General features: G+C 60.0%; 10 protein-coding genes. 6 read left to right on the forward strand and 4 right to left on the reverse strand.

What is annotated here, in order from left to right:
• The first annotated feature begins 48 nt into the window (after positions 1–48).
• From secA to BLU24_RS07795, 4 genes are all read left to right on the forward strand, one after another.
• Positions 49–2,784, forward strand: a complete 2,736-nt coding sequence (gene secA, locus BLU24_RS07780) for a preprotein translocase subunit SecA (RefSeq protein WP_093098948.1) — start codon at positions 49–51, stop codon at positions 2,782–2,784.
• 122 nt (positions 2,785–2,906) lie between these two features.
• A complete protein-coding gene (gene argJ, locus BLU24_RS07785; RefSeq protein ID WP_093098951.1) occupies positions 2,907–4,124 on the forward strand; it encodes a bifunctional glutamate N-acetyltransferase/amino-acid acetyltransferase ArgJ in 1,218 nt (405 codons plus the stop codon).
• A 153-nt stretch (positions 4,125–4,277) separates the two neighbouring features.
• On the forward strand, positions 4,278–4,910 hold the full coding sequence (locus BLU24_RS07790) for a glutathione S-transferase family protein (RefSeq protein WP_093098954.1): 633 nt from the start codon (positions 4,278–4,280) through the stop codon (positions 4,908–4,910).
• The gene (locus BLU24_RS07795) at positions 4,907–5,854 is read left to right on the forward strand and encodes a Nudix family hydrolase (RefSeq protein WP_093098957.1); all 948 of its coding nucleotides are present in this window, start codon (positions 4,907–4,909) and stop codon (positions 5,852–5,854) included. The genes BLU24_RS07790 and BLU24_RS07795 overlap by 4 nt, the downstream gene beginning before the upstream one ends.
• 120 nt (positions 5,855–5,974) lie before the next feature.
• Here the strand turns inward: BLU24_RS07795 and BLU24_RS07800 are convergent, their stop codons facing one another.
• From BLU24_RS07800 to BLU24_RS07810, 3 genes are read right to left on the reverse strand one after another with little or no spacing between them, the layout of a single operon-like run.
• Positions 5,975–6,559 carry a cob(I)yrinic acid a,c-diamide adenosyltransferase gene (locus tag BLU24_RS07800; RefSeq protein ID WP_093098960.1) on the reverse strand — a complete coding sequence of 195 codons (585 nt, stop codon included), beginning with the start codon at positions 6,557–6,559 and terminating at the stop codon, positions 5,975–5,977.
• A 3-nt stretch (positions 6,560–6,562) separates the two neighbouring features.
• The gene (locus BLU24_RS07805; protein WP_093098963.1) at positions 6,563–8,599 is read right to left on the reverse strand and encodes a sensor histidine kinase; all 2,037 of its coding nucleotides are present in this window, start codon (positions 8,597–8,599) and stop codon (positions 6,563–6,565) included.
• A gap of 45 nt (positions 8,600–8,644) precedes the next feature.
• Positions 8,645–9,562, reverse strand: coding sequence for a putative 2-dehydropantoate 2-reductase (locus BLU24_RS07810; RefSeq protein WP_093106525.1), 918 nt, complete (start codon positions 9,560–9,562; stop codon positions 8,645–8,647).
• A 140-nt stretch (positions 9,563–9,702) separates the two neighbouring features.
• Between BLU24_RS07810 and BLU24_RS07815 the strand changes: the two genes are divergently transcribed.
• Positions 9,703–10,188, forward strand: coding sequence for a YajQ family cyclic di-GMP-binding protein (locus tag BLU24_RS07815; protein WP_090285634.1), 486 nt, complete (start codon positions 9,703–9,705; stop codon positions 10,186–10,188).
• A 149-nt stretch (positions 10,189–10,337) separates the two neighbouring features.
• Complete coding sequence (locus BLU24_RS07820; protein WP_090285631.1) at positions 10,338–11,180, forward strand: mechanosensitive ion channel family protein; 843 nt, start codon at positions 10,338–10,340, stop codon at positions 11,178–11,180.
• 118 nt (positions 11,181–11,298) lie between these two features.
• On the opposite strand, the gene BLU24_RS07825 is transcribed toward BLU24_RS07820, so the two are convergent.
• Positions 11,299–12,627: an OprD family porin gene (locus BLU24_RS07825; RefSeq protein ID WP_090285629.1), complete on the reverse strand. Its 1,329-nt coding sequence runs from the start codon at positions 12,625–12,627 to the stop codon at positions 11,299–11,301.
• Positions 12,628–13,184: the final 557 nt, after the last annotated feature.

Genomic DNA, 13,184 nt, shown 5'->3' on the forward strand with positions numbered 1-13,184 from the left:
ACTCACGGGGCCGCCCTCCATCCCTTTAGTGTGGAAGATCCTGCCGATATGTTTGCGCCTTTGTTAAAGAAACTTTTTGGAAGCAAGAACGAGCGTGAAGTCAAACGCATGCTCAAGACGGTGCAGCTCGTCAATGCCTTCGAAGAGCAAATGGTGGCCCTTTCGGACGATCAATTGCGCGCCAAGACTCAAGAGTTCAAGGACCGCATCGCCAAAGGGGAAACCCTCGACAAGCTGTTGCCTGAAGCCTTTGCCGTGGCCCGCGAGGCCGGCAAGCGCGTGATGGGCATGCGCCACTTCGACGTGCAACTCGTCGGTGGCATGACCCTGCACGAAGGCAAGATCGCCGAAATGCGCACCGGTGAGGGTAAAACCCTGGTGGCGACCCTCGGCGTTTACCTCAACGCACTGTCCGGCAAGGGCGTGCATGTGGTGACGGTGAACGACTACCTGGCCCGTCGTGACGCCAACTGGATGCGTCCGCTGTACGAATTCCTCGGCCTGACCGTCGGCGTCGTGACGCCGTTCCAGCCGCCGGAAGAGAAGCGTCTGGCCTATGCCGCCGACATCACCTACGGCACCAACAACGAATTCGGTTTCGACTACCTGCGCGACAACATGGCGTTCAGCATGGAAGAAAAATTCCAGCGCGAACTCAACTTTGCCGTGATCGACGAAGTCGACTCCATCCTCATCGACGAAGCGCGTACCCCGCTGATCATTTCCGGTCAGGCCGAGGACAGCTCCAAGCTGTACATGGAGATCAACAAGCTGATCCCGCAGCTGGAACTGCACGTCGAAGAAGTCGAAGGTCAGGTCACCAAGGCCGGCCACTACACCGTTGACGAAAAGACCCGTCAGGTCGAACTCAACGAAGCCGGTCACCAGTTCATCGAAGACATGCTCACCCGCGTCGGCCTGCTGGCCGAAGGCGAGAGCCTGTATTCGGCGCACAACCTCGGTCTGTTGACCCACGTTTATGCCGGTCTGCGTGCGCACAAGCTGTTCAACCGCAACGTTGAATACATCGTGCAGGACGGTCAGGTCGTGCTGGTCGACGAACACACCGGTCGTACCATGCCCGGTCGTCGTCTGTCCGAAGGCCTGCACCAGGCCATCGAAGCCAAGGAAGGTCTGAACATTCAGGCCGAGAGCCAGACCCTGGCCTCGACCACCTTCCAGAACTACTTCCGTCTGTACGAAAAGCTGTCCGGCATGACCGGTACCGCTGACACCGAAGCGTTCGAATTCCACCAGATCTACAACCTGCCGGTCGTGGTCATTCCGCCGAACAAGCCGTTGGCGCGCAAAGACTACAACGACCTGGTGTTCCTGACCGCCGAAGAGAAATACGCGGCGATCATCAACGACATCAAGGAAGGCATGGCCCAGGGCCGTCCGATCCTCGTCGGTACGGCGACCATCGAAACTTCCGAGCACGTGTCCAGCCTGCTCGCCAAGGAAGGCATCGAACACAAGGTCCTGAACGCCAAGTTCCACGAAAAAGAAGCTGAAATCATCGCTCAGGCCGGTCGTCCGGGCGCCCTGACCATCGCCACCAACATGGCCGGTCGCGGTACCGACATTCTGTTGGGCGGCAACTGGGAAGTGGAAGTCGCGGCGCTGGAAAACCCGAGCCCCGAGCAGATCGCGCAGATCAAGGCCGACTGGCAGAAGCGCCATCAGCAAGTGCTGGAATCCGGCGGCTTGCAGGTGATCGCTTCCGAGCGTCACGAATCGCGTCGTATCGACAACCAGTTGCGTGGCCGTGCCGGCCGTCAGGGCGATGCCGGTTCGAGCCGCTTCTACCTGTCGCTGGAAGACAGCCTGATGCGCATCTTCGCCTCTGACCGGGTGAAGAACTTCATGAAAGCCCTTGGCATGCAGCCGGGCGAAGCGATCGAGCACCGCATGGTGACCAACGCGATCGAGAAGGCGCAGCGCAAGGTTGAAGGGCGCAACTTCGACATTCGCAAGCAATTGCTCGAGTTCGACGACGTCAACAACGAACAGCGTAAAGTGATCTATCACATGCGTAACACGTTGCTGGCCGCCGACAACATCGGTGAGACCATCGCCGACTTCCGTCAGGACGTGCTCAACGCTACCGTCAGCGCGCACATTCCACCGCAATCGCTGCCCGAGCAGTGGGACGTCGCTGGTCTGGAAGCGACGATCGAAAGCGACTTCGGCGTGAAACTGCCGATCCAGCAGTGGCTCGACGAAGACGATCACCTGTACGAAGAAACGCTGCGCGAGAAGCTGATGGCCGAGCTGATCGCCGCGTACAACGAAAAAGAAGATCAGGCCGGTGCCGAAGCACTGCGCTCGTTCGAGAAGCAAATCGTGCTGCGCGTACTGGACGACCTGTGGAAAGACCACCTGTCGACCATGGATCACCTGCGTCACGGCATCCACCTGCGTGGCTATGCGCAGAAGAACCCGAAGCAGGAATACAAGCGCGAGTCGTTCACGCTGTTCTCCGAGCTGCTCGATTCGATCAAGCGCGACTCGATCCGTGTGCTGTCGCACGTTCAGGTTCGCCGCGAAGATCCGGAAGCCGAAGAACAACGCCTGCGTCAGGAAGCCGAAGCGCTGGCCGCCCGCATGCAATTCGAACACGCCGAAGCGCCAGGGCTGGATCAGCCCGAAGCGCTGGGTGAAGAGGTCGATGTCGCCCTCGCCACCGCACCGGTGCGCAACGAGCAGAAGCTGGGCCGCAACGAGCTGTGCTATTGCGGTTCGGGCAAGAAATACAAGCATTGCCACGGGCAGATCCAGTAAAACCCGTCGCACTCGCTGAACACCCCGCGCCGCGACCGGCTTCTGCCGTCGCGGCGTTTTGCCATTCACACCACCGTCGCTGCGAGTGGCGGTGCTGACATCATTGAGTAAGGAGCGCATTCATGGCTGTTGGTCTTGGTCCGTTGCCAACGTTGCACCCGGTTGCCGGTTTTGAACTCGGTATCGCCTCGGCCGGCATCAAGCGCCCAGGGCGCAAGGATGTTGTAGTGATGCGCTGTGCCGAAGGTTCGACCGTGGCGGGCGTGTTCACCTTGAACGCCTTCTGTGCGGCGCCGGTGATCCTGGCGAAAAAGCGCGTGCAGAATGCCGTGCGCTACCTGCTGACCAACACCGGTAACGCCAATGCCGGCACCGGCGAACCGGGCCTGGCGGCTGCCGAGCGCACCACCGCGAAACTGGCCGAGCTGACCGGCGTCGATGCCAGCCAGATCCTGCCGTACTCCACCGGGGTGATCGGTGAGCCGCTGCCGGTCGAGAAGATTGAAGGCGCACTGCAAGCCGCGCTCGACGATCTGTCGGAAAACAACTGGGAAGCCGCCGCCACCGGAATCATGACCACCGACACCCTGCCGAAGGGCGCCAGCCGCCAGTTCGAGCATGACGGCGTGACCATCACCGTCACCGGCATCAGCAAAGGCGCCGGCATGATCCGCCCGAACATGGCGACCATGCTTGGCTACATCGCCACCGATGCCAATGTTTCGCGCGATGTGCTGCACAACCTGATGCTCGATGGCGCCAACAAGTCGTTCAACCGCATCACCATCGACGGCGACACCTCGACCAACGACTGCTGCATGCTGATCGCCACCGGCAAGGCTGCGCTGCCGGAAATCACCCGTGCTGAAGGCGAGCTGTTCGCCAAGCTCAAGCAAGCGGTGTTCGAAGTGTGCATGGACGTGGCCCAGGCCATCGTGCGTGACGGCGAAGGCGCGACCAAGTTCGTCACTGTTGAAGTCAACGGCGGTGGCAATCATCAGGAATGCCTGGACGTTGGCTACACCGTGGCCCACTCGCCGTTGATCAAGACCGCGCTGTTCGCTTCCGACCCGAACTGGGGCCGGATTCTCGCCGCCGTCGGCCGTGCCGGTGTGCCGGATCTGGACGTGAGCAAGATCGACGTGTTCCTCGGCGAAGTGTGCATTGCCAGCCGCGGCGCCCGTGCGACGACCTACACTGAAGCGCAAGGCTCGGCGGTGATGCAGCAGGAAGAGATCACCATCCGCATCGAGCTGGGTCGCGGCGATTGCAGCGAAACCATCTGGACCACCGACCTGTCGCACGAGTATGTGAAGATCAACGCTGAGTACCGCACCTGATCCGAGACCGAGCCGCCTGCATCGCCAGCAGGCTGGCTCCCACAGGGATCTGTGTCGTTCACAAATCCCCTGTAGGAGTGAGCCTGCTCGCGATTGCGCCAGCCCGGACACCACTTATCTAGAGTTTCCCTCTGACGAAAAGGCGCCACCACCATGTCCCTGCACCTGATCATCGGCGACAAACTGCTTTCCTCCTGGTCCCTGCGCGCCGGCCTGGCGCTGGAGCTGACCGGCGCACCCTACAGCGAAGAACTGATCAGACTCGGCAAGCCCGACACCCGCGCGCTACTGCTCAAGCATTCGCCGACCGCCAAGGTGCCGCTGCTCAAAACCACCCGCGGTACCATCGCCGATTCGCTGGCGATCGCCGAATACCTCGCCGAGCAATTCCCCTCCGAGCAGCTCTGGCCGAGCGATATTTTCGCCCGCGCACAGGCCCGCTCTGCCTGCGCGCAGATGCACAGCGGCTTCTTTGCCATGCGCAATCACATGCCGTTCAACCTCAATCACGACGCGCCGCTCGATCCGGTGCCGCCAGAAGTGAAGGTCGACATCGAGCGCATGCTCGCCTTGTGGGCGGAATGTCGTGCAGCGGCGACCGAAGAAGGGCCGTACCTGTTCGGTCGCGTAAGCCTGGCGGATGCTTTTTTCGCGCCGATCGCCGTACGCCTGCGCACCTATCAAGTGCAACTGCCGGCCGCTGACGAAGCCTATGTTGAAACCGTCTACCAATGGCCTGCATTCAAAGCGTGGCAGAAGGCCGGACTGGAGGAATTGAAGCCGTGAAACGCGTTCACGTCGCCGCTGCAGTCATTCGTGACGCCAGCGGCAAAATCCTCATCGCTCGCCGCGCCGACACCCAGCATCAGGGGGGGCTGTGGGAATTTCCCGGCGGTAAGGTCGAGGCTGACGAATCGGTTGAAAGCGCGCTGGCGCGGGAGTTGAACGAGGAACTGGGTATCGTCGTTGGTGCTGCCCGGCCGCTGATCAAGGTTCGCCACGATTATCCGGACAAACAAGTGTTGCTGGATGTCTGGGAAGTCTCGGCATTCACTGGCGAACCGCATGGCGCCGAGGGCCAGCCGTTGGCTTGGGTCACGGCGAAGGAACTGGTGAATTACGACTTCCCGGCGGCCAACCAGCCCATCGTCGCCGCGGCGCGTTTGCCCGCCGAGTACCTGATCACCCCCGAGGATCTGGAAACCCCGGCGCTGCTGCGCGGGATCCAGAAGGCGATTGCGGGTGGCATCAAGCTGATTCAGTTGCGTGCGCCGAATGGCTACGACCCCAAGTACCGCGATCTGGCGGTGGATGCGGTCGGCCTGTGTGCCGGCAAGGCGCAATTGATGATCAAGGGGCCGTTCGAATGGCTTGGCGATTTCCCGTCGGCCGGCTGGCACATCACCTCGGCGCAGTTGCGCAAATACGCAGCGGCGGGGCGGCCGTTGCCGGCGGAGCGCTGGCTCGCCGCGTCGTGTCACGACGCCGAAGAGCTGGCACTGGCCGAGCAGATGGGTGTGGATTTTGTCACCCTGTCGCCAGTGCAGCCGACGCTGACCCACCCGGATGGGCAGCCATTAGGGTGGGAACAGACAGAGACTTTGATCGAGGGTTTCAGCAAACCGGTATTTTTGCTCGGGGGGGTAGGGCCTGCGGAGCGGGACAAGGCCTGGAGTGTCGGGGCGCAGGGTGTCGCGGGGATTCGCGCGTTCTGGCCTGAGTCTCTGTAAAGGCTGATGGCCCATTCGCTGGCAAGCCAGCTCCCACAGGGTTTTGTGTCGTTCACAAATTTTGCGTAAGCCACTAAACCTGTGGGAGCTGGCTTGCCAGCGATGGCGGCTAAACAGGCGCTACATTTCTGTTGGCTTTGGGGCCGCCTGCCACAAAATCTCCGCCACCCCTTGCCGCCGCGCAATCAACCTTGCCGCAACAAACAACAAATCCGACAACCGATTGATATACGCCAGGCCAACCCCGGCCAGCGGTTCCAGCGCATTCAGGTGCTGGCAGCGTCGCTCGGCACTGCGCGCCAGGCTGCGGCACACATGCGCTTGAGCAATGAGCATCGAGCCGCCCGGCAGAATGAAATTCTCCAGCGGCCCCAACTCTTCATTCCACACGTCGATCGCTGCTTCCAGCCGTTCGATTTCCGCTGCGTTCAACGCCTGATATTCCGGCATCGCCAATTCGCCGCCCAAATCAAACAGGCGATGCTGACAAGGCGCCAACACCTCGATCAGCTCATTCAGCCCCGGGCAGCTTTCACGTTCGGCGATCAATCCGGCCAGCAGCACGCCAACCTGACTGTTCAGCGTATCGACTTCGCCGATCGCTTCGATGCGTGGATGATCCTTGGGCACGCGACGGTCATCGCCCAGGCCTGTTTCGCCGGTGTCGCCGGTGCGGGTGTAGATTTTCGACAGGCGAAAGCCCATGGGTTACCTCGGTAGTTGATTGTTTTCAGCGGCGATGGGTGTTGGCTGGGTCAGTGGCAGACGCAAGGTGAAACAGGTGCCCTGGCCCGGCGCGGACTGCACTTCCATCTGCCCTTTGTGATTGTTGGTAATGATGAAGTAAGACACCGACAGGCCCAGCCCGGTGCCCTGGCCGATTTCCTTGGTGGTGAAGAACGGCTCGAAGGTGCGTTTGCGCACGCTCTCGCTCATGCCGATGCCGTTGTCTTCGACCTGAATTTCGGCCCAGGGCGGATTGAGCCTGGTGCGCAAAATGATCCGCCCCGGCTCGCCGTCGTCTTCGCGCTGGTGAATGGCTTGTGCGGCGTTTTTCAGCAAATTGAGCAGCACCTGCTCGAGCTCGTTGGCGGTGCCCGGCACCGGGCCGAGCGCCGGGTCGAACTGGCGGATGATCGCCTGGCCCTTGAAGTCGAAACCGATGGCCAGATCGAAGTCGTTGCCAGCGATTTCCACGGCTTGGTCGATCAGTGCCGGCAAGTCGCACGGGGCCATTTGCCGAGTGCTGCGGCGGCTGAAACTGAGCATGTGTGTAACGATTTTCGCCGCTCGCGCACCGGCCTGTTGAATGCCGTCGAGCAGTTGCGGCACTTCGCGCCCTTGCAGGTAGCGGTTGACCGTGTCCAGTTCGATGCCCAGTTGTTCGGCGGTTTCCAGGTTCTTCGGCAGATCCGCGGACAGGCGTCGGCGGATGTTTTGCACGTTGTGCAGGATCGCGCCCAGCGGGTTATTGATCTCGTGGGCCATGCCGGCGGCGAGGCCACCGACCGAGAGCATTTTTTCCGACTGCACCATCATTTCTTCCAGCGACAAGCGCTGGGTGATGTCATCGATGCGGATCACCACGCCGCGCCCGGCACCGCCCATCAGCGGATAAAAGGTCAGCGCGTAGTGCTTCGGCTCTTCGTCCTTGAACCAGGTGACCCGCTCGATTTTCGCCACGGTGTGCTGCTCGACGGTCTGCTTGAGTTGCGGCAGAAACGGCTTGAGCGGTTCGAAGGCAAGGAAGATCGGCTGGTTCAGCGCTTCGTCCAGACGCGTGCCGGAGAGGGCGCTGGCTTCCTGGTTCCATTGGGTGACGTAGAGCTGCTCGTCGAGGGCAATCAGCGCCGAGGGCATCGAGTCGATGATGCTGTTGAGGTAATTCTGGAAACCGGTGAGCTTCTTCTCGATCTTGCTGCGCACCTGGACTTCCAGTTCCAGTTTGCGATTGGTGTGGCGGGTTTCTTCGGCCAGCCCCTGAGCCTGATCGTAAGCCGCCTGCGAATCATCGCGGGCGCGCTTGAGCTGCTGCTCGCGCGCTTCGATGCGCGACAGCATGGTGTTGAAGGCCTCGGCCAGACTGCCGATTTCATCGTGGTTGCCGCGTGCGGCCCGCAGGGCGTAGTTTTCCTCGCGGGTGACCTGGCGCGACAGCTCCTCGAGCTGATGGATCGGCCGGGTGATCAGACGTTTGATCTGCCGGGCAATCACTAGCCACAGCAGCACGCTGAAAATCAGGATGCCCAGGCTTGCAGTCAGGGTGCCGGTGTAGAACGCCATCGGCAGCTCACTGCTGGCAACCAGCAGCAAATGGCCCGGTGAGGTGCCGGGACGGGGCAGGGTGATCAGTTGGTTGCTGCGAAATTCGGTCAGTTGCCAGGCCTCGACGTGGCGGTAATGCTCCGGCAGGCTGAGCTTGTCGCCACGCTGCACTTGCGCCAGGCGTTGCCCTTTGCCGTCGTAGAGGGCGGCGGCGCGCAGCGGTGAATAACTGTCGAGCTCCTTGAGCAGGCGCTCGGCACTTTGCGGTGATTGCAGGGCTTCACTGACCAGACTCGGGTTGGAGATCAGCCGGCCGATGGTCTGCAAGGCTTGCGGCGCCATGCTTTCCTGGGAGATGTAATAGGCGGCGCTGATAAAGGTCAGGTTGGCGACCAGCAGAACCGTGGTCAACAACACCAACAGGGCGGCCAACAGTTTCTGGCCGACCGGCAGGTTTTCGAGGCGCTGGCGCAATGGCATCAGGTTTATCGCAGCAAAGGAACAAGTCGCCAGCGTAGCCGCTGCTCAGTCGCTGGGCAATCCGAGGCTGCGCAGATGGCCGATCAGGCGCTGCTGCAATTGTTGCAGGTGCGGCAGGTTAACCTGATGGCGCTCGGCAACTTTGCAGGCGTGGCCCAGCAGGTAACTGATTTCGGTACGGCGCTGGTTGGCGACATCCTGGTACATCGAGGAATAATTGGCCGCCGTGGCTTGGATCACCCGCTCGACTTCCGCTTGCAGGTTGTCCGCCGCTGCCGGTTGGCCGCAGCGCTCAAGCAACTCGGCCAGCTCGCCACACAGGGTGGCGACTTCGCAGTGATGCTCGGTCAGTCCGCCGTTACGGCAGCCGTGCAACACCGTCAGCGGGTTGATCGCACAGTTGAGCGCCAGTTTGCGCCACAGGCGGGTGAGGATGTCAGCGGTCCATTCATGGGGAATGTTCGCCGCTTGCAGATCGTCCAGCCAGATCGGCGCCAATGGGTTTGCGGCATCGCCGAGCCAGGTAAACCCATGCCCGGCAAACACCACGCGCCAGTCGCCATCACGGAACGCACCTTCGGTGCTCGAGGCGCTGATGCAACGTGCATGCGGCACTTGGGCGGCGACCGCGTCCTGACTGCCGAGACCGTTCTGCAGCAGGATCAGCTCGGCATCGGCCGCCAGTCGCGGCGCGATACGGGCGACGGCGTTCTCGGCGTCATAGGCCTTGCACGCCACCAGCAGGCGGCGGATCGGCGCGGGGTGGTCTGCGGTTTCGGCGGGAACTGCATGGGTACTGGCTTGTCCGTTTTCTACCAGGGTCAGTCCACCGGCGGCCTCGTAGCTGCGCAAACGCGTTGGGTCGCGCACGATCAACCGCACCGCCTGGCCCGCGCGGGCCAGGCGGGTCGCCCATAACGTGCCGAGACTGCCGGCGCCCAGTACATGCCAGGGAGTCGACATCAGTTTTTTGCTCGATTGCTTGCAGGCATGTGCGGCGCGCCGTATCGGTGGGAAAAGAGCCGTTATAATGAGCCCGATTTTAACCGCAAGCCAAGCGCGCTCCATCACCATCGAGCGCGCCTTTTTATTGGAGAGATTACATGCCGTCGTTCGACGTGGTATCCGAACTGGACAAACACGAGCTCACCAACGCGGTCGAGAACGCCGTGAAGGAACTCGACCGTCGTTATGACCTGAAAGGCAAAGGCAGCTTCGAGTTCAAGGAAAAGGACCTGACCGTCAGCCTGACCGCCGAGGCCGAATTCCAGCTCGAGGCGATGATCGAAATCCTCAAGCTGGCGCTGGTCAAGCGCAAGATCGACGTGCAGTGCCTTGAGGTCAAGGACGCCTATGCCTCGGGCAAGCTGATGAAGCAGGACGCCGTGCTCAAGGAAGGCATCGACAAGGAACTGGCGAAAAAGATCGTCGGCCACATCAAGGAAGCCAAACTGAAAGTGCAGGCCGCCATTCAGGGCGAGCAAGTGCGTGTGACCGGCAAGAAGCGCGACGACCTGCAGGAAGCCATCGCGGCGCTGCGCGCCAAGGAATTCGGCATGCCGCTGCAGTTCAACAATTTCCGCGACTAAACTGCTCTGTGACTGTGTGGGAGCGAGCGTGCTCGCGAATGCAAGGTGTCGGTCAATTCATCTTTGAATGACACACCGCATTCGCGAGCAGGCTCGCTCCCACATTATTTTGTGTACACCCCGGGAAGCCGGAAATCAGGAGAAAGAACATGGATTTGAATGCTGAGGTGGACCACCTGGTCAAGGCGTCCCAGGCGTGGATTCCGATGATCATGGAGTACGGCAGCCGCGTGCTGCTGGCGGTGATTACCCTCGCCATCGGCTGGTGGCTGATCAACAAGGTCACGCAAAAGCTCGGCGGTCTGTTGGCCTTGCGCAATGCCGACCTGGCACTGCAAGGCTTTATCAGCAGCCTGGCGAACATCATTCTCAAGGTACTGCTGATCGTCAGCGTCGCGTCGATGATCGGCGTGGAAACCACCTCGTTCGTCGCGGCCATCGGTGCGGCCGGTCTGGCCATCGGTCTGGCCTTGCAGGGCAGCCTGGCAAACTTTGCCGGTGGCGTGCTGATTCTGCTGTTCCGGCCGTTCCGCATCGGTGACTGGATCGAAGCGCAAGGCGTGGCGGGCACTGTCGACAGCATCCAGATTTTCCACACCGTGCTGCGTACCGGCGACAACAAGACCATCATCCTGCCCAACGGCAATCTGTCGAACGGCATCATCACCAACACCAATCGTCAGCCGACGCGCAAGGTTGTGTTCGATGTCGGTGTCGATTACGAAGCAGACCTGCAAAAAGCCCGTCAGGTGTTGCTGGACCTGGCCAAGGATGAGCGCGTATTGCAGGACCCTGAGCCACAGGCGGTGATTTCGACACTGGGTGACAGTTCGATCACGGTTTCCTTGCGGGTCTGGGTTAAAACTGCCGACTACTGGGATGTTATGTTCATGTTCAATGAACTGTCGCGCGATCGCCTGAAAGCCGCCGGGATTGATATTCCTTTTCCGCAGCGGGTTATTCGTGTAATGCAGGAACCGGCAACTAAATGATAGGTTGCTAATTAAACTGTCTGACTCGGCAGTCAACGCAGTTGAATGCAGCAGCAATAAAAAAGGCCCATCCTGAGATGGGCCTTTTTATGTGTTATCGCAAACTAACTGGATGCGATTACAACAGCGACAGCGGGTAGTCAACGATCAGACGGAACTCTTTGATGTCGCCTTCGCCCTGGTCAGCGTTAGCCTGGTGCCATGCTTGACGAATGCGGAAGGAGAGATCTTTTGCCGGGCCAGACTGAACAACGTACTTGGCTTCCAGGTTGGTCTCGTTGTGCTTGCCATCTTCACCGTACAGGCCAGCGTAAGCGCTGCCAGTTGGGGTGTTAGTGCCATCGATGTCCCAGCCTTTAACGTAACGGGTCATGAAGCTCAGACCTGGAACGCCGTACTCGGCCATTTTGATGTCATAACGGATCTGAGCGGATTTCTCGTTCGGACCGTTGAAGTCAGAGTACTGAATGGAGTTGGCGAGGAAGATCGAGTCGCCACCACGGTTGTTCTTGCCCACGCCGATGTAGTCGAAAGGCGTGTCACCGTTGACCTTCTGGAAGGCCAGGGTAATGGTGTGCGCTTTCAGGAACGAAAGAGCGGTTGCCAGGGAGAACGTGGTGTTGCTGATATCGCCGGCTTTCGCGTCACCGGTGTCGGTGGTGCGGTAGATGTTGAAGTCGGTGTTCAGCGAGGTGTCACCACTGAAAGGCGTGGTGAGGTTCACGTTGGCGTAGTACTGGTTCCAGATGTCTTCCAGCTTGGCGCCGTAGAGCGATGCGCTCAGGTTTTCGGTGATGCCGTACTTGCCGCCGAAGTAGTCGATGGTGTTGGCTTCTTCGCCAGCGTAGTTGGCGTACAGACCACCTTCGCGGGAGTTACGGTCCTGGCTGGTACCCGAGTAGAAGTGGCCGGCCTCGAGATCAAGATCTTTGATTTCGCTGCTCTGCAGCTGGAAGCCGCTGGCAGTTTGCGGGAGGATACGGGAACCACCGACTGCGAACACTGGAGAAGTGCTCGGCTGCATGTCGCCCACTTTCAGCTCGGTTTTCGATACGCGGAACTTGACCGCAGCACCGGCTTTGCCCTGGCTGTCGTTGACTTCGCCATCGGCATCGCGGCTCATGTTGCCGGTGCCGCCAGTGCCGTCACCGCCATCGAGTTTGATGGCCAGATAACCGAAGGCATCAATGCCCACGCCTACGGTGCCTTGGGTGTAACCAGAGCTGAAGTTGCCCCAGATACCCTGGGTCCAGTCTTTCTGGTCGTTGCCGCCATTCTTGTTATTGCGGTTGAAGTAATAGTTGCGAATCAGCAAGTCAGCTTTGGCGTCTTCAACGAAGCCCTTGGCCTCTGCCTGGTCACTAACGAACGGTGCGGCCGTAGCCAACTGAGAACCGGCAGCTGCTGCAACTGCCAGTGCGATCATGCTCCACTTCATCACGCGCATCGTGATTTGCTCCTTTGGTTTTAGAAGAGTACTGCCGTCCCACCTGTTTTATTATCTGGGCGGCTCTTTCTTTTTGTGTCGGCGCAAACTTATATCACGCCGACAATGTTGGCGATACTTGCGAATTCAACCTTTCAGCTTCTTTACGACGTTGTCGCGAATGACTGGATGGATGTCGCAAATTCACAGTACCGACGCAGCCGGACTGACAACTTTCTCGCTGTTCATGGGCCTTTTTGCATCGGTAAAAAAGAGTCCCTGGCAAAACACTTGAATCTCCATCGGGCAACCCTGCCACTGTTTTTATGGGGCTTAGGCATCCACTTCCGGTGGTGCGCTTATAGTCCATATGAGTACGAATGCAACAAGCGTGCTCAAACCGCGTTTTCCTTGCGGTTATTTTCCCCAGCGCCTCTCTGCATTTGTGAAAACCTTGTGAAACGGGGGCTTCGAGGCTGTTTTTTTCAGCGCTTGACGTTAGCCCTGCCATGGTGTTGTCACGCTGTTTCGCGCGCGTGACAATCAAAAACGTTACCCGTTCACCCCGTCATTGAGTA

Source organism: Pseudomonas sp. Z003-0.4C(8344-21), assembly GCF_900104975.1.
GTDB classification, from domain to species: Bacteria; Pseudomonadota; Gammaproteobacteria; order Pseudomonadales; family Pseudomonadaceae; genus Aquipseudomonas; species Aquipseudomonas granadensis.